At 39.4% G+C, this 22,066-nt stretch carries 21 protein-coding genes; 8 read left to right on the forward strand and 13 right to left on the reverse strand.

Annotation, left to right across the window (positions count from 1 at the left end):
- Window positions 1-21: 21 nt before the first annotated feature.
- Genes KJS44_RS10885 through KJS44_RS10910 form a run of 6 tightly spaced genes read right to left on the reverse strand, consistent with a single transcriptional unit; the run spans window position 22 to window position 4,861 of the window.
- Window positions 22-996: a beta-ketoacyl-ACP synthase III gene (locus KJS44_RS10885; protein WP_008687355.1), complete on the reverse strand. Its 975-nt coding sequence runs from the start codon at window positions 994-996 to the stop codon at window positions 22-24.
- Entirely contained in the window at window positions 983-1,918 is a 936-nt protein-coding gene (locus KJS44_RS10890) for an acetyl-CoA carboxylase carboxyltransferase subunit alpha (RefSeq protein WP_008687353.1), read from the reverse strand. Before KJS44_RS10890 ends, KJS44_RS10885 begins: the two co-directional genes overlap by 14 nt.
- Window positions 1,909-2,784: an acetyl-CoA carboxylase, carboxyltransferase subunit beta gene (gene accD, locus KJS44_RS10895; RefSeq protein WP_008687351.1), complete on the reverse strand. Its 876-nt coding sequence runs from the start codon at window positions 2,782-2,784 to the stop codon at window positions 1,909-1,911. The genes KJS44_RS10890 and accD overlap by 10 nt, the downstream gene beginning before the upstream one ends.
- Window positions 2,768-4,135, reverse strand: a complete 1,368-nt coding sequence (gene accC, locus KJS44_RS10900) for an acetyl-CoA carboxylase biotin carboxylase subunit (protein ID WP_008687349.1) — start codon at window positions 4,133-4,135, stop codon at window positions 2,768-2,770. The genes accD and accC overlap by 17 nt, the downstream gene beginning before the upstream one ends.
- Window positions 4,132-4,581 (reverse strand): acetyl-CoA carboxylase biotin carboxyl carrier protein, encoded by a 450-nt coding sequence (accB, locus tag KJS44_RS10905; protein ID WP_008687347.1) that lies wholly within the window; start codon window positions 4,579-4,581, stop codon window positions 4,132-4,134. Before accB ends, accC begins: the two co-directional genes overlap by 4 nt.
- 55 nt (window positions 4,582-4,636) lie before the next feature.
- Window positions 4,637-4,861: an acyl carrier protein gene (locus KJS44_RS10910; protein WP_008687345.1), complete on the reverse strand. Its 225-nt coding sequence runs from the start codon at window positions 4,859-4,861 to the stop codon at window positions 4,637-4,639.
- A gap of 561 nt (window positions 4,862-5,422) precedes the next feature.
- Here KJS44_RS10910 and KJS44_RS10915 point away from each other — a divergent pair.
- The 5 genes from KJS44_RS10915 (at window position 5,423) to KJS44_RS10935 (ending at window position 8,464) form a co-directional block, all read left to right on the forward strand.
- Entirely contained in the window at window positions 5,423-5,980 is a 558-nt protein-coding gene (locus KJS44_RS10915; RefSeq protein ID WP_008687344.1) for a biotin transporter BioY, read from the forward strand.
- A 115-nt stretch (window positions 5,981-6,095) separates the two neighbouring features.
- Complete coding sequence (hflX, locus tag KJS44_RS10920) at window positions 6,096-7,340, forward strand: GTPase HflX (RefSeq protein WP_008687342.1); 1,245 nt, start codon at window positions 6,096-6,098, stop codon at window positions 7,338-7,340.
- A gap of 166 nt (window positions 7,341-7,506) precedes the next feature.
- Window positions 7,507-7,821 carry a DUF6442 family protein gene (locus tag KJS44_RS10925; protein ID WP_008687340.1) on the forward strand — a complete coding sequence of 105 codons (315 nt, stop codon included), beginning with the start codon at window positions 7,507-7,509 and terminating at the stop codon, window positions 7,819-7,821.
- Between the two features lie 62 nt (window positions 7,822-7,883).
- On the forward strand, window positions 7,884-8,204 hold the full coding sequence (locus tag KJS44_RS10930; protein ID WP_008687338.1) for a DUF6442 family protein: 321 nt from the start codon (window positions 7,884-7,886) through the stop codon (window positions 8,202-8,204).
- A 50-nt stretch (window positions 8,205-8,254) separates the two neighbouring features.
- Window positions 8,255-8,464 carry a helix-turn-helix transcriptional regulator gene (locus KJS44_RS10935; protein ID WP_008687337.1) on the forward strand — a complete coding sequence of 70 codons (210 nt, stop codon included), beginning with the start codon at window positions 8,255-8,257 and terminating at the stop codon, window positions 8,462-8,464.
- A gap of 165 nt (window positions 8,465-8,629) precedes the next feature.
- Here KJS44_RS10935 and KJS44_RS10940 read toward each other — a convergent pair whose 3' ends face one another.
- A complete protein-coding gene (locus tag KJS44_RS10940; protein ID WP_008687336.1) occupies window positions 8,630-9,322 on the reverse strand; it encodes an ATP-binding protein in 693 nt (230 codons plus the stop codon).
- Window positions 9,323-9,410: 88 nt separating this feature from the next.
- Here KJS44_RS10940 and KJS44_RS10945 point away from each other — a divergent pair, with 88 nt between their 5' ends.
- Window positions 9,411-10,067, forward strand: a complete 657-nt coding sequence (locus tag KJS44_RS10945; protein ID WP_008687334.1) for a Crp/Fnr family transcriptional regulator — start codon at window positions 9,411-9,413, stop codon at window positions 10,065-10,067.
- Between the two features lie 154 nt (window positions 10,068-10,221).
- Here KJS44_RS10945 and KJS44_RS10950 read toward each other — a convergent pair whose 3' ends face one another.
- Window positions 10,222-11,754: a bifunctional ADP-dependent NAD(P)H-hydrate dehydratase/NAD(P)H-hydrate epimerase gene (locus KJS44_RS10950; protein WP_008687333.1), complete on the reverse strand. Its 1,533-nt coding sequence runs from the start codon at window positions 11,752-11,754 to the stop codon at window positions 10,222-10,224.
- Window positions 11,755-11,961: 207 nt separating this feature from the next.
- On the opposite strand from KJS44_RS10950, the gene coaBC reads away from it, so the two are divergent.
- Both coaBC and KJS44_RS10960 read left to right on the forward strand, forming a co-directional pair.
- Window positions 11,962-13,170, forward strand: coding sequence for a bifunctional phosphopantothenoylcysteine decarboxylase/phosphopantothenate--cysteine ligase CoaBC (gene coaBC, locus KJS44_RS10955; RefSeq protein ID WP_008687332.1), 1,209 nt, complete (start codon window positions 11,962-11,964; stop codon window positions 13,168-13,170).
- Window positions 13,164-13,961, forward strand: a complete 798-nt coding sequence (locus KJS44_RS10960) for a type III pantothenate kinase (RefSeq protein WP_008687331.1) — start codon at window positions 13,164-13,166, stop codon at window positions 13,959-13,961. The genes coaBC and KJS44_RS10960 overlap by 7 nt, the downstream gene beginning before the upstream one ends.
- Before the next feature lie 43 nt (window positions 13,962-14,004).
- Here the strand turns inward: KJS44_RS10960 and KJS44_RS10965 are convergent, their stop codons facing one another.
- From KJS44_RS10965 to KJS44_RS10985, 5 genes are all read right to left on the reverse strand, one after another.
- A complete protein-coding gene (locus KJS44_RS10965) occupies window positions 14,005-15,297 on the reverse strand; it encodes an HAD hydrolase family protein (RefSeq protein ID WP_008687330.1) in 1,293 nt (430 codons plus the stop codon).
- Window positions 15,298-15,359: 62 nt separating this feature from the next.
- Window positions 15,360-16,313, reverse strand: coding sequence for a type I phosphomannose isomerase catalytic subunit (locus KJS44_RS10970; RefSeq protein ID WP_008687329.1), 954 nt, complete (start codon window positions 16,311-16,313; stop codon window positions 15,360-15,362).
- 225 nt (window positions 16,314-16,538) lie between these two features.
- Window positions 16,539-19,136 carry a cation-translocating P-type ATPase gene (locus KJS44_RS10975; RefSeq protein ID WP_008687327.1) on the reverse strand — a complete coding sequence of 866 codons (2,598 nt, stop codon included), beginning with the start codon at window positions 19,134-19,136 and terminating at the stop codon, window positions 16,539-16,541.
- A gap of 250 nt (window positions 19,137-19,386) precedes the next feature.
- Window positions 19,387-21,021, reverse strand: coding sequence for a putative manganese-dependent inorganic diphosphatase (locus KJS44_RS10980; protein ID WP_008687325.1), 1,635 nt, complete (start codon window positions 21,019-21,021; stop codon window positions 19,387-19,389).
- A 186-nt stretch (window positions 21,022-21,207) separates the two neighbouring features.
- Window positions 21,208-21,963, reverse strand: a complete 756-nt coding sequence (locus KJS44_RS10985; protein ID WP_008687323.1) for an N-acetylmuramoyl-L-alanine amidase — start codon at window positions 21,961-21,963, stop codon at window positions 21,208-21,210.
- Window positions 21,964-22,066: the final 103 nt, after the last annotated feature.

The raw sequence follows: 22,066 nt of genomic DNA on the forward strand, positions 1-22,066 counted from the left end.
TCGTATCATTGCGAACCTTTTCTATAACTCAATATAAGCTCCGGCCCAAGTAAAACCTGCACCAAAGCCACTTAATACTAATTTCATCCCTTCATTTAACAGACCTTTTTCCTTCATTTCCCCAAGGGCTAAAGGAATGCTGGCTGCAGATGTATTCCCATACTCCGCAATATTCATATAAACATGAGCCATATCAATATGACAGCGACGACACACATTCGCAATAATACGCGAATTGGCCTGATGAGGAATGATCCAATCGATTTCCTCCATCTTAACACCAGCCTGTTGCAATACAGCTTCCATGCTTTCTTGCATGGCCTTTACGGCAAAGCGAAAGGTTTCACTGCCATTCATGCGGACAAGGGATGGTGTATATATCTGTTTTTCAAATAATTTACGAGGAAGTGGAGCATCACTGTGAATAATGCCTTGCTCATCCCCCATGCTGCGCGCATAGTGAAACATTCGACAAGCGGTATCTTCCTGCTTTAAGACCATGGCTCCTGCCCCATCCGCAAAGATAATACAAGTAGCGCGATCTTCCCAATCCAATTGTTTACTGATAACCTCTGCACCAATGATCAAAGCACATTTTGCCTGATTCATCGCTAATAAGCTGTGTGCCGTCTGTAAGGCATAGAGAAAGCCAGAACATGCTGCATTAATATCAAACGCCATGACCGCCTGCTCCTTCATCCCAAGTTTGGATTGAATCAGACAAGCAGTGCTTGGTGTCGTTTTATCCGGCGTAAAGGTCGCCGTAATAATCAGATCAATCTCTTTCGGATCTATTTGCGCATCCTGCAAGGCCATTTTCGCGGCTCTCACACCTAAATCACTCGTATTTTCATCCTCTGAAATATAGCGGCTTTCAATACCTGTACGTGTCTGTATCCATTCATGATTTGTATCAACATAAGTTGATAGCTCATCATTGGTTACCTTCCGTTTGGCTTTGGCATAGCCAAGCCCTTTTACTTTACATCCCTTCATAGGATTGTCCCATCCTTCTGAATTTCTCATATCGTTCACTTAACAGTGTTTTTTCTTTCTTTTTCATTAAACGCTCCAACTGTTTCAGCAATTCTTCATCCAATTGGGCAATAACATAATCTAAATCATGATGAGCACCGCCCAAAGGTTCTTTGATGATCGTATCGATTACACCCTTACGTTTTAAATCCTGTGCTCGTAATTCCATAACTTTGGCTGCTTCTGCTGCCCGCTTTTCATCTTTCCACAAAATGCTGGCAAACCCTTCCGGAGATAGTACCGAATAAATCGCGTGTTCCAACATCATGATCTGATCCGCAACACTGAAAGCCAAAGCACCACCACTGCCTCCTTCACTTAAGACAACGGCAATAACGGGAGTTTTCAGATCGGCAAATACTTGCAGACATTGCGCAATAGCTTCTGCCTGTCCGCGTTCTTCCGCTCCTTTTCCCGGATAAGCACCACTGGTATCCACCAGCGTAATGATCGGGCGATGAAATTTTTCGGCCTGTTTTGCCAGACGCAAGGCCTTACGATACCCTTCCGGCTGCAGCATTCCAAAATTACGCTTCATATTTTCTTCCAGCGTTTTTCCCTTGCTTTGTGCCAAGACCGTTACCGGAATCCCATGAAAACTTGCCAAGCCCCCTTGACAGGCACCATCATCTCCATAGAAACGATCGCCATGCAATTCCATAAAATCATCAAACAGCCTGGCGATATAATCACTCGCTTTGGGCCGTTTGGGATGTCTAGCCAGATATACACTATCCCAGGCATCCATATGTGTATACGCCGTTTGGCGTATTTCTTCTATTTGTTTTACAATCGCCTCTTTTTGCAAGATATCCTCGCTTTCTAAGGATGCTAAAGAGGCTTCTAAAGAGGCAATCTTTGCCTCACTTTCTCTTAATCCCATGAAACTCTCCTTTCATGAAGACGCAGCAGTTGGATCAACACATTGCGTGAATCTTTGCGTTCCACGATACGGTCAATAAAACCTTTTTCCAACACAAATTCAGCCGTTTGGAAATCAGCTGGCAGCTCTTCATTAACAGTCGAGGCAATGACCCGCTTTCCAGCAAATCCAATCAGACATTTCGGTTCTGCCAAAATAATATCTCCCAGCATCGCAAAGCTGGCAGATACACCTCCGGTGGTAGGATGCGTCAGATAGCTGATGTACAATAACCCTGCCTCATGATGTTTAGCAAGCGCTGCACTTGTCTTTGCCATTTGCACAAGAGATAAAATACCTTCTTGCATACGCGCTCCTCCACTTGTACAAAAAATGATAAGTGGCAGTTTTTTCTTCGTCGCATATTCGATACACCGGGTAATCTTTTCTCCGACGATCTGCCCCATGCTGCCCATAAAGAAATTGCTGTCCATAATAGCTAGTGCGCATTTGATACCACCTAATTTTGCCGTACCGGTAACCACTGCTTCATATAAACCAGTCTTTTTTTGTAAACGCTCCAACTTTTCCTCATACCCAGGGAATGTTCTTCCCTCAAGTAACGTCATACGTTTATCCATTTCCACAAAGCTACCCTCATCGACGATCTGCCGTATGCGTTCATGCGCAGTTAGTTTTAAATGTGCTCCACAATGCGGACAAACATATAAATTATGCATTAGATCCTCAAATGGAATGCTTTCTTTGCATTCGCTGCAACTGCGAAAAAGATTCTCAGGAACATCAATCGGCTGTTTCTGATCACTGCTGCGACGGCTTTTGAATAAATCCAAGCGCATCTTGCGTGTTTTAAATAATTGTTCCATCCTCTTTCAGCTCCTTTATGAATGTTTCCATAAAACCGGTATCATACTTGCCGCTGACAAATGTCGGATGATGCAGCAACAGATACTGAAATTCAATATTGGTTTCGACTCCTTCAATGATCAATTCTTCCAAGGCAATGCGCATACGTTTGATACATTCTAAACGAGTTGGCGCAAAGGTAATGATCTTGGCAATCATGGAATCATAAAACGGAGGAATTTGATAACCGTTGTAGACGGCACTTTCCACACGTACATTGCGTCCTTGGGGAAAGTTGATAAATTTGATAGTTCCAGGACTAGGCGCAAAATTCATTTTAATATTTTCCGCATTGATGCGGCATTCGATGGCATGTCCAAGACAAGGAATATCCTCTTGTTTGATATGCAGTTTTTGATGCTCGGCAATGCGAATTTGCATTTTGATAAGATCAATTCCCGTGATTTCCTCGGAGATGGTATGTTCCACCTGAATACGGGTATTCATTTCCATAAAATAATACTGCCCACGTGCATCTAATAAAAACTCTATCGTTCCTACACTATCATAGCCAACTGCTTTGCAGGCATTGACAGCGTCCTGTAATAAATGATTTCGTGTGTTCGCATCCAGTGTATGACATTGTGCTTCTTCCAATAGCTTTTGATTGCGCCGCTGGCAAGAACAGTCACGTTCATACAAATGCAAAACATTGCCAAAATGATCACCCATCAGCTGTACTTCAACATGTTTGGGCTCAACGATGAATTTTTCCATATACACCGCATCATCCCCAAAGCAGACCTTTGCCTCAGCTCTTGCCGTTTCATAGGCATCCATGACCTCTTCTGCACAATCGGCTCTGCGCATACCACGACCACCGCCACCATTCGCTGCCTTGATCAATACCGGATAACCGATGGATTCTGCCATAGCTAACGCATCTTCCCTGGTTTTCAAGATATCCTTACTGCCGGGAATCACTGGTACACCGGCCTTTATCATTACTTGACGGGCATGATTTTTATCTCCCATCTTATCAATGATATCCGGACTAGGACCGATAAAGATTAGACCACATTGCTGAACCAAACGGGCAAACTTGGCATTTTCACTCAAAAAACCAAAGCCGGGATGAATGGCATCACAGCCCGTCATGCATGCTGCACTTAAGATATTTTTCATATTTAAATAGCTGTCAGCGCTTTTTGCTTTCCCGATACAGACAGCATAATCTGCCAGCTGCACATGCAATGCTTCTTTATCCGCTGTTGAATACACCGCAACCGTTTCAATGTTCATCTCTTTACATGTACGAATAATGCGAACAGCAATTTCGCCACGGTTGGCAATTAATATTCTGCGAATCATGCGGCCTCTCCAATACGAATCAGCTCTTGATCAAATTCCACCATAGACTCATTCGTAACTAAGATTTCCGCAATGACACCATCGATTGGCGAATGAATTTCATTCATTACTTTCATCGCCTCAATAATACAAAGAACATCGCCTTTTTTCACCTTCTGACCGATTTCCACAAATGGCGTACTGCCAGCTGCGCGACTGCTGTAAAATGTTCCAACAATCGGTGCTTTCACCCAATAACCTGCCTTTTTTTCTTCTTGTACAGCTGTTTGCACAGGTGCTTCCTTAGGCTGTGGAGCTAAGGGAAGCGTCGTAGTTGGCGCATAGGTTACTTCTTTTCCTGTCGGCTTTTCCATTTTTATTTTCATATCATCTGCTTCAAGTTCCATTTTTGCTAATTGGGAATCTTCAAAGATCTTGATGATTTCTTTTATCGTTTCTGTGTTCATGCTTTACCTCCCATGAATAGATTTTAAAAAAGCCAAGTCATCTTGGCTTTGCGTTTTATTGCTTGCTTTCCAGTAATTTAACGATATCAGCAACACTTACCAATTTCGCAAGCTCTTCATCCTCAATGCGGACATCAAATTCTGTTTCCAGCTCTAAGGAAAGCTCTACTGCTGCTAAAGAATCAATACCTAAATCATCTTTCAGGTTTGCTTCCATAGTAATCATATCTTCATCGACGTTAATTGCTTCTACTAATACTTCTTTTACTTTTTCAAACATATTTTGTTCCTCCTGGTTACTCTGTAACTGCTAAAAGATTAACACTCCTAGTTTTAATTGTCAATAGTTTTAGTATTAAAAACTAGATAACATTTCAACTAGGAGATTAATAGTGTTTTTGTTGTCGAGGTGAATTCCAATATTTTGAAATTCAAACGTATTTTAATACTTTGATATTCAAAAGTAAATAGTTTGATGGTCAAATTTTAATTTTCACATAGTTTCACATAATTTGTAATGCTATCTTTTTCTCTCATTTCCCTTGAAAATAGGCTGTTTTTAACACCTAGGTTCGCAGAAATCGTCTTCCTTTTTCCTCATGTAGCCTAATGGCACCACCAGTAAGCGTACGATGATTCATAATATTTCATATCATTTTTCAACGAACCATCTTCAAGTTTTCTTTTTCTTTTACACTTTCATTTTCCCTTTCCCAAATAAAAAATATGTAATATCTTCTCTCTTTCATATAGTTTATGAAATTATCAATAAAGTAAAAAAAAGTTTGACAATCAAAATAAGTCGCAGTATACTCTCTTTCGTGAACAGGAGGATTTACAAATGAAAACAAAACAATTAACACTATGTGCCTTTTTTACGATCTTATATATACTGGGTTCTCGTATTACAATTCCCACTGGAATCATACCGTTGACCCTTCAAACGATGATGGTGATTATCGCCGGTATTCTCTTACGTCCAAAAGAAATTTTAGCCTCTTATGGTGTTTACTTTCTGATGGGATTTGTTGGATTACCTGTTTTTGCCAGCGGTGGTGGTCTCAGTTATGTCTTACAGCCATCTTTTGGTTTCCTATTATCTTTCCCTTTTGCGGCTTGTCTGATTTCAGCTCTTCGTCATAAATATGAGCTTACACATTTTTATCAGCTATATCCACTTTGCTTATGTGCGTTATGCTTTATTTATCTGATAGGTTGTGGCTATATGTATCTGATTTTTAACTATTATATGGGAAGTGCTAAAGATATTTCCAGTATCATTGCCATTGGAGCTGCACCTTTTGTTATCAGTGATTCCATTAGCATGGCCGTTGGTTGTTTCTGTGCCATTCGCTTATCCATGGTATCTTCCATTAAACGTATTCTAATCTGTGAATAAGACTGTTTTTGAATGATCAAAACCTTTCTAATAGAACAAAATATCTTATTTTAGAAAATTATCATTCGAATAATTCCTTCCTTCATAGTACAATATAGAGTATTGGAGGACGTATATGGAAGATATTATCGTTGTATTTGCAGATATTGATACACCGCAAGAAGAAAATGAGGAATTCATCGAGCTTATCAAAGCTTGTGATATGAACATCGTAACATGTTTTAAACAGCCGCTAAAGGCTATCAACTTTCGTACCTTTATCGGTAAAGGAAAATGTTTAGAAATTCAAACGTATCTGACCTCAACAAAAGTAGATACTATCATCTTTAATCAGGAGCTATCTCCTTTACAGATACGAAATCTTGAGGAAATATTTCAGATTCCGGTACTGGATCGTACCGATTTGATTCTTGCTATCTTTGAAAAACGTGCAGTGACTCCGGTTGCTCGTTTGCAGATAGAAAGTGCCCAATTAAAAAAACTCTTACCACGTTTGATTGGGGCAAATACCCAATTAGGCAGACAAAGTGCCAGTGGTAAGAATAAAGGTGCCGGAGAGAAGCAATTGGAGCTCGATCGCAGACGCATCAAAGCCCGCATTCATGAGGTGGATCGAGAGTTAAAAAAAGTAGAAGCGCAGCGTCATACCCAACGAAGAGCAAGACAGCGTTCCCGCTTACCCTTAGTAGCCTTAGTCGGCTACACCAATGCCGGTAAATCGACGATCATGAATCAACTCTTGCGCTGCAGTGCACATAAAGAAGAAAAACAGGTTGTTGAAAAAGATATGCTATTTGCGACATTGGATACATCCATTCGCTGTATTGCACAGCCACATGGACATAGCTTTCTTTTAAGTGATACCGTTGGTTTTGTCAATCGGCTGCCACATGAATTAATTGAAGCCTTTCACTCTACTTTAGAAGAAGTAAAATACGCCGATATGCTCTTGCAGGTTGTAGATGCCAGTGATGAAGAAAAAGCAAAGCATATGGCTGTTACCATGGAAACCTTACGGGAAATCGGCGCTGGAGATCTTCCTATGCTAACAGTTTTTAATAAATGTGATAAAACAGAGTATCCTTATCCTCATAGCAAAGGACATGAGCTCTATATCAGCGCCAAGGCAAAAAATAATATGGATGCTTTATTATCGGCCTTAAACAAACAGCTTTTCGCCCAAGAACACCATGTAAAATTACAGCTTCCTTATGAACAAACCGCTATTTATGCAGCCTTGATGAAACAAGCCTGTATCCTAGAGCGTGAAGATCAAGAGGAAGGCATGTATTTGGATGCCTTGTTGAATGAAGAATTGTATCAAAAGTATCAACAATACATCATACAGCTTTATGCCTAAGCCGCTAAAATGCGGCTTTTTATGTTTTATGACAAAGTACTATTTCATTAACATAACGCGATGACACTTGTATATTGCCAAGAAAACTTTGCAATAATCATTGACAATAAAACTTGGCATGATATACTATATTTACCAAGTAAACTTGGCAAATGGAGGAACACTTATGAATAAAGATGAAATTTTAATGAAGAGTAGGCAGGAATATCAAAAAGAAGATGAACGTGAAATTTATATCACTACCCAAGGCTTCATGTATGGTGCTGTTGGAATGGCAATTGTTTTCTTTATCCTTGTCTTTCTCAAGCTATTTCTTAAAGGGCAACGTATTGATGACATATTAGCTATGTATGCAGCTTTTCTATTTGCCCATTATGTATATAAATATCGTATGGATAAAGTGCATAAAAATATCTATCCTATGCTATGCTGGGGCATATGTGCTATACTGAATTTAATCGTCTTTATATGGAAAGGATAAACAATCTCCTATTAGACAAGATATTTTCAAAAATGGATAAATAGGAAAGCAGTGGAAAAATAATGGAAAAAGAAGAAATACTTGCCAAAAGCCGCATAGAGCAGCAAGGTAAGGATGAAAGAGAGCTTTATATTTTACGTAACGCAAGTAACATTGCTGTTTATACTGGTTTTGTAGCTTGCTTTATAATTAGTATCCTAGAACTTTTGTTTATGGGAAGTTTAAGTTTTAGCAACTGGGCCGTATATTGTGCTATGATGGCAGGCTTGTTTTATGTAAAATACGCGGCTTTGCATCTATGCCATGAAGGTATCGTTTTCTTTGTTTATAGCGTGCTGACACTTCTTTTCACAGCCATTTATGTCTATAGAATCATTCTATGATCCATCTTAATAAGAATGGTATTTAAGCATCGTATAGAAAGGATGACAATATGAAAGAACAGCTGATATTAAGAAATCATATAAAAGATGTACGTAGTGAAAAGAAGCTATCACAAAGTCAATTGGCGGAACTGGTGGGTGTTTCACGCAATACGATCAGCTCCATTGAAACCGGTCAGTTTAATCCCACAGCGAAACTGGCTTTGATCTTATGTATCGCATTAGATAAAAAATTTGAAGAGCTTTTCTATTTTGAATAAACCTATTTTCAAATTCATAATAACGAAAAAGATTCTATCCGCGTATCCATCACTGATTTGCTCTAGAATCTTTTCTTTTATCTATGTATTACTTATGTTTTTCATACTGTGTCTGATAGTTCTTTTGCCATAAGATGCATACTTTTGCTATGCTGGTATGCTTTATTACAGTAATTGTCCTTCACTTGTAATAATCATCACATCACATGGCACGATCTTCCCACTATTTGCGATTGCCTTAGTGACTGCATGCTCTAACCCTTTACAACAAGGCACCTGCATACGAACAACACTAATTTTACGGATATCATTGCGTTTGATGATTTCCGTTAATTTCTCGCTATAATCTACCACATCTAATTTAGGACAACCAATCAAGGTGGTTTTTCCACGCATAAACCTATTATGGAAGTCACCATAAGCATATGCCGTACAATCAGCCGCAATCAATAATTCTGCTCCATCATAATATGGTGCTTGCAATGGTACTAGCTGTATCTGTAACGGCCATTGACGAAGCTGTGAAGAAGGTCCGCTAAGCTCTGTTGATGGTTTGGGTTGAGATAGTTGTATAGAAGCACTTCCTGGACAAGCACAAGTACCCTGTGCTTGCTGTTTGCGTTTTGCCATATGTTCTTTTACAGCCACTTCATCATAGGCTGCCGCTTCTCGTTCCACAAAATGAATGGCATCTTGCGGACATACCGGCAAACAATCACCCAAACCATCACAATAATCATCACGCAATAATTTTGCCTTTCCATTCACCATGCCGATGGCACCCTCATGACATGCTTGAGCACATAACCCACAGCCATCACAACGTTCTTCCTCTATCTGTATAATTTTTCGCAACATACGAAATTCCTCCTTTATTGACATCACAATGGCAGTATACTACAATACAAATAGAAAGTATGTTGTTAAAACAACAAAAGGTGAAAACATGAAGGTTTCTTTCCTATTAGAAACAGCATTGTTTCAAGGCATTGCTCCACAAGAATTAGAAACATTGCTGCCACGTCTTCGCATGCATAAAGAGCAATTCTCAAAAGGAGCAATCATTTACCATGCCGGTGAAAGGATACGCGAACTGGGAATTGTTGTATCTGGCCGTATCCAAATAGAAACCTATGATTTATGGGGCAATCGCAGTGTCTTAGATAGTATTGGTCCAAAAACCATTTTTGCGGAAACTTATGCCTGTCTGCCAGATGAAGTAATGTTGGTAACCGTGAGTGCCAGTGAAGATAGTGAGGTTTATTTTCTGGATGCCCACGCTATGATCAAGGCTGCTTCTACTCACCCTGCTTTAATTCAAAATCTGTTAACATTGACAGCACAAAAAAATCTTAATCTATCGCGTAGAATTTTCCATACCTCTGCTAAAACAATACGAGCGCGCTTACAATCCTATCTATCCTTTGAGGCAACTCGACAACACAGCAATGATTTTTATCTTCCTTTTAACCGCCAACAGCTGGCTGATTATTTAAGCGTTGATCGCAGTGCTTTATCAAATGAATTATCAAAGATGCAAAAGGAAGGCTACTTACGCATCCATAAAAACCATGTGATATTTCCTAAAACTAAAACACGTTAAAAGTATACACTTGGTTACCTTGTACAAATCCTTGCATAGTTTACATAAAAAAAGACGGTTATGGCAATAAGAGCGCATCGTTGCTCATATCCCATTTCCGCTTTTTTATATTGCTAAGATCGCTGTTTTATGCTGACTGCAGAAATTTGCGATGTTATTCTTCTTCTCGTAAGATCTGATAGGTTTCTGACAAAGAAGCAATTAAATCATTTGGCAATATACTGTTTGCGTCTTCATCCTGAAGTAATAAATCAGCAGTTAAGGCATGTACATAGACAGCACAGGCAGCACTTGTTAAAGCATCTTTGCTTTGTCCAAACAGACCGGCTAAGATACCACACAATACATCACCACTGCCCCCTTTTGCTAAAGCATGATTACCGGCAAGATTCAAATACATCTGCTGGCTATTGGCAATGATTGTATGTGCATCCTTTAAAGCAACCGTCGAAAAAGGATATTTACGTAAAAATTCCTTTAATACGGCGATAGGATCCTGTTGAATATCTTTGATACTATGTCCACTGAGATAGCTCATTTCTTTTACATGTGGTGTTAAGATTGTCGGATATGGACGTTGCAAAGCCGCGGTAATCTTCCCTGTTTCATATAAAGCATCGCCATCTAAAATACATGGGCGATCACTTTCTAACACGGTTCTTACAAGCTCTTTGCCTGCTTCATTGCGTCCCATGCCATTTCCTATGATGATCATATCATATTGCGATAGAATGCGTTTTAAGGCAGTAATAGCATCATGGGCAAAGAAACCATCTTCACTGGCTGCCCCAATGATCATACTTTCTTCCAATTTACTGGCCAATAATAAGGTAATACAATCCGGTACAAATAAAGTAAGTGTTCCAATTCCACTGCGCAAAGCAGCTTTTGCCGCCATGGTGACTGCACCATGCATCTCCTTGCTGCCACCAATCATTAACGCTTTTCCATAAGTACCCTTATGCGAATGAGAAGAACGCTGCGGCAATAACGTTTTTACAAGATCGTCTTCTAAGACAAGCAGTCCCTCTGCCATTTGCTCGATGGCTTTCGGCATCTGAATAGATAAAGGAATGATCTTTCCACTATAGGCACTGCCCGGATATAAAATTTGCCCCAATTTATAGCTTTCAAACGTCAAGGTGATATCTGCTTGTATTGCACATCCCATAATTTGTCCGCTATTTCCATGAATACCACTGGCGATATCGATACTGATAACCATTTTATCAGCCAAGTTAATCTGAAGAATCAAGCGATCATAAAAACCTGATATCGTTCTTGATAAGCCTGTTCCAAATAAAGCATCTACAATAATATCCGCATCCTGTATGAGTTGTTCGATATCCTTTCGTTCCTCACTATGTGAGCATGGAATCTGATAACTATTTGCTACCTTAGCAAAAACGGCCTCATCCAAAGACATATGCCCATAATCCACACAACAATGTAATTGTACATGCGTATAACCTTCCTGTACCAATAAACGCGCTAACGCAAAACCATCGCCGCCATTATTTCCTGGACCACAAACGATCAAAACATGTTTGCTTTTTTCTATATGTGCTAAAAAGTAGCCACATACCGCCATCGCCGCATGTTCCATTAAGACGGTTGATGGAATTCCATAAGTGTGAATTGCTGTCTCATCCATCTTTCGCATTGTCTCTACGGTAACTGCCTTCATAGTACCACTTCCTTTACTTATATTATAACGGATTCCGCTATGAAACGCTTTCTTTTCTTACGAAAAACATAATCTTTTCCCTGAAATCAGTGCTTGTGAATTTTTTCTCATTTTTCATTTAGTAATTCTTGTGGTGTTTTCCGGTTTGCGTTATAATGATTAAGACTTAAATGAAAATAAATAGTTACATCCTGAAGAGGTGCGTTTATGAAAAAAACGATTGTATTGGGGGTCACTGGCGGCATTGCGGCATTTAAGGCAGCCCAGTTGACAAGCAATTTCATTAAAAAGGGGTATGATGTAGAAGTCATCATGACAAAGAATGCAACAGAATTTATTACCCCTCTCACTTTTGAATCTCTGACAAAACACAATGTGATGGTGTCTACGTTTGAAAAAGTAGCCGATCGCAGTGTCAAACATATTTCCATCGCACAGCGTGCAGATATCTTTGTAATCGTTCCGGCGACGGCAAATGTCATTGCGAAGATAGCACATGGCATTGCCGATGATATGCTGACGACAACCTTTCTGGCTGCCAGCTGTAAGAAGGTCATCTGCCCGGCAATGAATACCGGTATGTATGAAAATCCTATCACCCAGAAAAACTTAGACCTATGTCGTTCTTATGGCTATGAAATCTTTGAACCAGCGAGCGGTTTTCTGGCATGCGGTGATATCGGTAAAGGAAAATTAGAAGATATTACCATCATTGAAGAACGTGTAGAACAGCTATTGATGGAAGAACAATTACTAACAGGAAAACATGTTTTAGTTACGGCTGGTCCAACGCAGGAAGCTTTGGATCCGGTACGCTATTTAACCAATCATTCCACTGGCAAAATGGGCTATGAAATAGCTCGTGCCGCAAAAGATATGGGAGCAGAGGTCACCTTGATCAGCGGTCCTACTTCCTTAGCTGTTCCTGCAGGTGTGAAACGTATTTCCATCACCTCAGCTGCCGAGATGTTTCAAGCGGTCAAGCAGGAATATGAAACGCAGGACTTCATCATTAAAGCTGCTGCTGTCGGAGATTATCGTCCCGAAGCCATCGCACAGGATAAAATAAAAAAAGCTGGGGATGTCTTGGAAGTTCGTTTCGTAAAAAACGAAGATATCCTTGCTTATGTAGGCGAGCATAAAAAAGCTCATCAAGTGCTATGCGGCTTTGCCATGGAAACACAAAACCTCATCGAAAATGCGACCATCAAGCTGAAAAAGAAGAACTGTGATATGATCGTTGCGAACAATCTTCGTGTGGAAGGTGCCGGTTTTGCCGGTGATACAAATGTCGCAACACTGATTCATCAAGATCATATGGAAACATTAGATAAAATGAGCAAGTATGAATTAGGGAAAAAGATCCTGCAGATTCTTTTAGAAAAACAAAAACAGAAAGGACAAGCCTCATGTTAATTGTTATTGATATCGGTAATACGAATATTACTATTGGAATTTATAAAGATGATAAATTGATTGGCAATTATCGTCTGACTACCAAAATGAAACGTACCAGTGATGAATATGGATTTATGATCTTAAACTTCCTCTCTGCTTCCAAAGCCAGTGCCGATGATATCAAGGATGTTATCATTTCCAGCGTCGTACCTAAGATCATGCATTCTTTCTTGAATGGTATTCGTAAGTATATGCATAAAGAACCGATCGTTGTTGGTCCTGGCATCCGTACCGGCATTTCGGTCAAGGCAGAAAACCCTAAAGCGGTTGGCGCTGATCGTATCGTTGATGCAGCCGGTGCTTATTATGAATATGGAGGGCCTTGTCTAGTCGTCGACTTTGGCACGGCTACAACCTATGATTATGTCGATGCAAATGGCAATTTTGAATTTGGTGTCATTGCTTTAGGCATTGAAACAAGCGCACAGGCGATGTGGACACAGGCTGCTAAGCTTCCAGAAATTGAAATTAAAAAACCGAAGACGATCTTAAACAAAACTACTACCACCAGCATGCAGGCCGGTTTGGTTTATGGTTATATCGGACAAAGTGAGTATATCATCAAACAGTTTAAAAAAGAGCTGGGTGTGGATATGAAGGTCATTGCGACAGGTGGTTTAGGAAAGATTATCTATAAAAATACGGATGAAATTGATATTTATGACCGTGATCTGACGTTTAAAGGCTTAAAGCATATTTATGAGAAGTATACCAATGAAAAGAAACGTTTAGAAACAAAAGTAGGTTGAGATGTGCAATTCTCAACCTTTTTTATGTCCTATTTTAATGAATTTAATGTCGTTTACGATAACATTTTTCGACCATTCGGATAGCTCCATCTTCTTTCTTTTTATCAACTTCGACATAATGAACAGCTGTATTTGATTTTACAAAGCGCTTATCAGACATCTGTAAAAGACGAGAATCTTCTTCAGAAATAACATATAGTGTAGTAAAAGCTTTTTTCAGCATTACTTCACTGATTATACGATCTTTACATGCTGTTGCACTATATATTTCCAAAATGGCATATGCATGATGTTCTTCATCATTCTTATAAATCATGCGAATGGAAGGATCTTGCAAGGCAAGCAGCTGCTCATAGAGAAGTGACAGCTTTTCCTTTTTTTCCATTACCAATATCATCAAGGCATTTTTCATATCTTTCACATCCTGACAGATGTAGTTTTTATAAGGCGTCTTTCGCATACGATGATAATACTCTTCTTCTACGGCATGATGCAGATCTTGGTAATAGACATGTAAGATCTGATGGATTACCGTATGAATAAAACAATTGATCTTTGCGTCTTGAAAGATGGTCAACAGACGTTTCATGCTTGCCTCATTTATGTACTGGCAATGTTGATACTCTTGTTTTTTTATATCGTAACAACAGGCACCATTCATAGCAATTAACGGTAACTGCAAGGGAATATCCTTGAGTTCTGATAAAACATCCACCGGACTTTGCTCACTCATGATAGCAATATTGGCATGTCGTTCCAGCAACTGTTTCATTTTTACTTTGGTATATGCGCTGAGTTGTCCTTCTTCATTATATAAACCATGTTCTAAACTAACAACAAATAAGCTGGTATCATGATGATGGTTAGGCAAATGCACACCGTTAATGAATAATGCAACGAAAATACCGATTAATGTATCAATCATACGATTTATGGCAAATAGATAAGGATTTACATCCATTGCATGGGATACGGTTATACTCATAAATACGACACAAGAAATATAAGAAGCACTTTTCATATTTAACAATACGCTTAGATAGATGACAACGATAATCGTTACAGAAATGATGATATATTGAATCAGCATATAGTCCTGAGAAATAAAGCTTTGTTCAAATAATAATACCGCCATGCCGATAAAACCGCCTAAAAAAGTTCCTTTGATACGGTTAAAAGCGACACGTTTACTATTTGTAACATCTTGTTGAATGCATAATACCGCAGCGATACAGGAATAAAACACGATGCCTTCCTGCCCACGCAGCAAATAAATGACAAAGCATAAAAACACCGCAAGACTGGATTTTAAGATACGTCTTCCAATTCTTGGCATCCAATCCCTCCAATCTTCCTTATTATAAGCAGTTTGCTAGTAATTGTAAAGAAAAACGAGGCCTATGCCTCATCCTTCTCATTGCGATAACTTGCTAAAAACAAATCCATCACTCCTTTGAATTCTAACATGCCCATACCATGAGGCACTAGCATGGTTTCTCCTTGACGTATAGGTACGCCCTGAATGCTGCCTTCGCCTTTCACACAGGTATAAAAGGCGAAACGATCATGTTTAAAGCTTCCTTGTGCTTCCACTTGTAAGCGCAGCAGAGTATATAGACCGGGTTCATCCCAATAGCGTGTCACATGAATTCCTCTTTCATAGGCACTTGGATAGACGACAAATGTTGTGGAGGTGTCAGGTATATTCACATTATCATAAACCGCTTTTGGTTGGATATCACGTTTTTTCCCGGTTGCAGGATCAATGCGATCATAATCATATAAACGTAAGGTACAATCTGCATTGCGTGAAATATTGTAAGTCAAGACTCCTTTGCCAATGGCATGTAAGGTACCGCTTGGAATATCAATAAACCCATCCTTTACTGCCTTTAAGTATTTTAATAAATGCACAAAATCATTTGCTTCTGTCATTTGCATAAATTCTTCTTTGGTTTTCGCATGATGACCGAATTGGATTTCTCCATCTTCTGTAGTATCTAAGATGACCCAAGCCTCTGGTTTTCCACGGCCGCCATTATAGTGTTTCGCAAAAGCATCGTCAGGGTGAATCTGGACAGAAAGTTTATCCATAGGATCCAAGATGTTTACTCGAATCGGTAATTCAGCAGTTTCACATTGAAACCAATCCGGTTTTTGTTCATACAACTGAGATAAGGTCATCTGCAATTCTTCCACCATACAATCCGCGTGGTTCTTTAATGCGACAACATTGTACACCTCTCCAAGTGGCGCTATCGTTGTTTCGTAATGAAACTCCTCCCGTAAACGCTTGCCGCCTCCCCACATACGCGGCTCATAAAAGGGGGATATCTTCACAATCTTTTTCATACTATATCTCCTTACTTATCCATCGAATAAAGTTTTTTTACAAAAGTATCTTAGCATACTTTCTGTGCTTCCTCTAGCATGCACGTCAAATTACATTAATACCAAGCAACAAATATTGGCATTTGATTATTTCTATCATAAAAACACAAACGGGATACTTTCTTATCCTTTCACCCATTCTGTACATTATGAAAAAGATGCCCCTAAAAGAGCATCTTTCATACATTATAAATGATGAAACATTTTGTATGCCTGTATCAATATGGTTGGTGTGATGGCCAAACCTACGATTACCAAGAGCTGTTCCCATGATAAAGTAGTTACAGAGAATAAGCCATGCAATGCCGGTATCAATAAGATACAAGATAAGAATAGAACACCTATGATGAATGCTCCAATTGTATACAGGTTTGAAAAAAGACCGATACGATACAAGGAATGTTTGCTGCGACAGTTAAAGCCATGAAATAAACGAGCTAAACACAAGGTCGAAAATGCCATCGTCGTAGCAATCTCCCAACTGCTTTTTAATCCTATGAAATAAGCACTCATGGTTACCAAGGCAATCAATATACCTTGGATGCCTAATTGCTTCATAGTGGCTGGGGTTAAAATGCCTTCCTTAGGATTGCGTGGTTTCTCTTTTAAAATATCCTTAGTTGAATGTTCCATGCCGATGGCAATGGCTGGCAAGGAATCTGTTACAAGATTAATGAATAACAGATGCACTGGTAAAAAAGGTAGTGGTAATGCTAATAAAGAAGCCGCAAGTACACAGATGATGCCGGATAAATTCCCGCTTAATAAATAAATGATGCTGTTTTTAATATTGGCATAGATATTTCTTCCGGTAGCTACTGCTTTTACAATCGTCGCAAAGTTATCATCTGTTAAGATCATGCTGGCTGCATCTTTACTGACTTCCGTACCGGTAATACCCATGGCAATACCAATATCTGCTTGTTTTAACGCCGGTGCGTCATTTACGCCATCCCCTGTCATCGCTGCGATATGCCCCTTCTTTTGCCATGCATGAACGATACGTATCTTATGTTCCGGTGCCACACGTGCATAAACCTTGATGCTTTCTAAACGTTCCATAAGCTCTTCTTCACTCATAGCATTTAATTCATTGCCATCAATACATACATCGCCATCCTGGTAAATACCCAATGCTTTGGCAATACTACGGGCAGTCACCTTATGATCGCCTGTAATCATCACCGGTGTAATGCCTGCGCGAAGACAATGTTCCACAGCTGCTTTGCTTTCTTCACGCGGTGGATCCATTAACGATACCAGACCAAGGAAAATGAGTTCTTCCTCATCCGCTAACGTAATTTTAGTATAGCTATCCGGTAAGATTCGATAAGCAAAGCCTAAGACTCTTAGCCCTTGATCGGCAAATTGCATATTTCTTTGTAAGATTTCCTGACGCTCTTTCTCATCGATTTCATGAATCCCATCTGCCTTCATGATATGTGTCGTCTTTCGCAAGATTTCATCACAAGCACCTTTTAACAGCAATGTCTTTTTCCCATCAATAACATGTAAGGTAGACATCAGTTTTCGTTGGGAATCGAATGGATTCTCATCAATTCTTGGATATTTGCTTCTTGTTGTCAACTCATCAATATGGTGCAATTCTAATAGATCGACCAATGCCAATTCTGTAGGATCGCCAATGCGCTGGGAAGGCGTTGTCTGTGCATCACAGCATAAAGCAAAACCTAGCATCATCATGCGCTCCAATGGACGTCCTTCTTCCATATTGGCAGCGGCTAGTAAGGTATTGTTGCAATATACTTGTTGTGCAGTCATTTTATTTTGCGTCAGCGTACCGGTTTTATCGGAACAAATGACGGATACACAGCCTAAGCTTTCAACAGAATTGATATTTTTAATGATGGCATGTTCCTTTGCCATTTGGGATGTTCCCATCGCAAGCACGATCGTTACGATACTGGCAAGTGCCTCTGGAATTGCCGCAACTGCTAAAGCTACCGCAAACATCAAAGCATCTAAGATAGGATTTCCTTGCCATACATTTAAGCCAAAGACAATGATACAAATTGCGATGATTGCCATACTGAGCTTGCGGCTGAAATCATCCAATGTCAACTGCAATGGTGTCTTTCGCTCTTTTGTCGCATTCATCAACGTGGCAATTTTCCCGATTTCCGTTTGCATGCCAATGGCTGTGACAACGCATTTGGCTCGTCCATAGGTGACAAGACCGCTAGCAAACACCATGTTTTTTTGATCGCCCAATGCACATTCTCCATATAATGGCGCACTGCTTTTTTCCACACTTTCCACTTCACCGGTCAATGCACTCTCATTCACCTGCAATGAATAATTTTCAATGATTCTGGCATCTGCCCCAACAACATCGCCTGCCTCTAGCAACATGATATCGCCAACCGTTAATTCACTGCTTTTTACCTCCATCGTTTCACCATCACGCATAATGCGTGTATGAGGTGTAGAAAGCTGCTTTAATGCATCCAATGATTTTTGGGCTTTCACACTTTGATATGTTCCCAAAAATGCATTTAAGGTAATCACAGATAATATAACGATCGTACTTTCCACTTCTCCGCTAATCATCGAGATAATACCAGCCACAATCAAAATGATAACAAGCAGATCCTTAAATTGTGCTAAAAAAATCTGCCAGATTGGTTTTGCCTTAACTTCCTCTAATACATTTTTGCCATAGCGTTCCTGACGTTGCAAAACTTCTGTTTGGGATAAGCCAGCTTGCTTTGTTTCCAACAGCTGCAGAGTTTCTTCACATTCCATCTGATAAAACTGTTTCATCTAAAAAACCTCACTTTTCTTATGAGCACTTCTATAGTCTTGACCGTTTTATCAATAAAAAACAAGACTCATAAAAAGTGCATTCCTTTTATAAGTCTTGTCATATAAAGAATCTGACCAGAATAGGTTCTATTCGGGGTTGTTGACCAGATCCGCACCACGTATATGGTACTGACTACTCCCTTATTGTTAACGATTTTATCATTGTTTGTTCATAAAGTAAACCATAAACCACAATTTAACACAATCTTTACAATTCCCCCAACTGTTTTGAAAGAGCCGGAATGATTTGTTTTTTACGTGAGATTACGCCATCCACAAAATATAAATCATCCATGATATCTTCCTTAAATGCTTCATCTACTACACCAGCTAAAGGACCGATAAATAAGAGATTACTGCCACTGCCATCAGCAGAAGTAAAACACATCATCAATAAATCAAACTTATTGATTGCATTGATGGTTTCCATGTATTCTAAAAAGGCTTCGCGAACTTCTACGATTTCTTGTTCATCCGCAATATTAATCTGACCAATGGCGATACGCTTACCATCAATATTATATTCTTTGAAATCATTATATAAGATTTCTGACATCGTTCTTCCTTTAATGGTTGCTACGGCACCAAACATTTCCTTTGCTAGGGCATCAAGATCAACTTCTGCTAATTCCGCAAGTCCTTTGGCGATTTCTTTATCTGCGGGTGTTGTCGTTGGTGAATTAAAATTCATTGTATCAGAGATAATAGCACAGCATAAAATAGCTGCCGTTGTTTTTTCCGGTGCAATATGTGCTTCCTGATACATTTTCGCAATGATCGAGCAAGTACTGCCAATAATTTCATTACGGAAACGAATCGGTGTCGTTGTTTCTACATCTCCGATGCGATGATGATCGACAACTTCCAATACCTCAGCTTCTTTTAAATAATCGATACTTTGGCTTAACTCATTATGATCAACCAAAATAAATTTTTTCTTCTGATAATTTAATAGGTGATATCGTGAGATGGAGCCTAAGACCACCCCTTGATTGTTTACGACCGGATAAGAACGGAAACGACTCTTCGACATCTTATTGTAAACATCATCAATATACGCATGATTGTTAAAACATATGATCTTCCGTTTCATGATCATTCCTACACAAGGTGCTTTAAACACTCTTCTAACCGTACATAACATACTGAGATCAGTTTTGATAATCGTCGTATGTTTTTCCTTTGCTAAACGTTGTATGCCCTGGGAAATAATATCCACATCAACTAAGATCAGACAGGCTGCCCCATCTTGGATGACACGTTTTTGTAATGCCAAATCATCTCGCATGATGACGATACTATCTTTATAACTAATGTCCGCATAACAGTCTTTGCGACTGCCTAGGATATGCACTTCCCCATTGGGATGATAGCGTTCACTTTTAAATACATACTTTCCCTGTAACACCTTTACGATATTGTCGCTTGGTGTATTGCGCATTAACGTTTTATTTCCAGGCCCCTTATCATTTAATAAAATATTGGAAATATCCGACATGGACACAACTCCAATCAGCTTCTGTTCTTTATCCACAACATATAATGCACTTGTGCGATTGGCTGCTATACGCTCCCACGCCTCTTTGATCGTACATTCTTTTCGTATGATCAATGGATCATCAAAAGGTACATCATAAAGCTTTACTTTTGCATTTTGTATATACACCGGTTCATTCACATGAAATTTCTTTAAAACAAAATCCGTCTCTGGATTCAGATCGCCAATGCGGCAAGCAATAGCATTCATTCCCATCTTCCGTTTCAATTCTGCATAGGCAATGGATGCGACAATGGAATCTGTGTCTGGATTCTTGTGACCGATGATATGAATGATATCCTTCATACAGCACCTTCTCCCTTTTCTATAGTATCATTTTACCTTATCTGTCATGATTATGCCAGTAAATGCATAAGAAAAAGAGTGCAATTTTTGTCAAATGATAGCGTTCGCACTCGTTTGGTTTTATGATGCATTGTATTTGGCTTAGTTCTTCTTTTTCGTTCTTATGAATATCTTCTCATGTACCTATTATGAATGTTTCTTCTTTTCATCTTGTAAGGTCTTATATATTCCCTCAGCAATCTTATTCGCAAAAGCTTTGCGTCTGCCATCCTGCAAGAGATATGCTCGATCACGCTCGCTTTCCAGAAATCCTGCCTCTAATAAGACACTTGGCAATTTATTCTTATACAAAACTTGTAAAGGGGAAATAGCGACATCCTTCAACCCACGATCCATTGTATAACCTAATGTGTTAACACTGGTCTGGATATGCTTGGCGAAGTTTAAAATCGTTTTATCGTTATAATCGCCCCATATTTCAAAGCCACTACCCGTTTTGGTTTCACTGGCATTGGTATGAATCGATACAAATAGTTTTGCCCCACTTGTGTTTGCGATCTGAACACGTGCATCTAGATCCTTTATATTATCTGCAGGCCAAGCAACGTCATCACTCTCTCTTGTATAACAGACAGGAATTCCTTTTGCTTCTAAGGCAGCCCCTATATCTTTTGTTAATGCCAGCGTTACATCTTTTTCAAGAACCCCATTAAATTCGCTGCCACTATCATATCCACCATGTCCGGCATCCAAAACCACCTCAGGAATGGGATCTATCATTTTATGTAAGGCAGTGGATATCGGGTTATCAGGATGATAGATGTATAAATACAGCAGTATGCCAAGTAACACAACTAACTCTGTCAATAGAATGAAAAGAAAGCGTATGGGACTTTTTCCTTTTTTCTTTTTCCTTCGCTGCACTCTTTTCTTATTTGCCATACATCCACCTTCTTTGATGATATTCATTATAACAAAATATGCCTGAAATTCCTACATGACGTTAGAAAAGTGTTTTCTAAAACATGAAGAATGAAAAAAAGCA

Source organism: Longicatena caecimuris, from assembly GCF_018406465.1.
GTDB lineage: Bacteria > Bacillota_I > Bacilli_A > Erysipelotrichales > Erysipelotrichaceae > Longicatena > Longicatena caecimuris.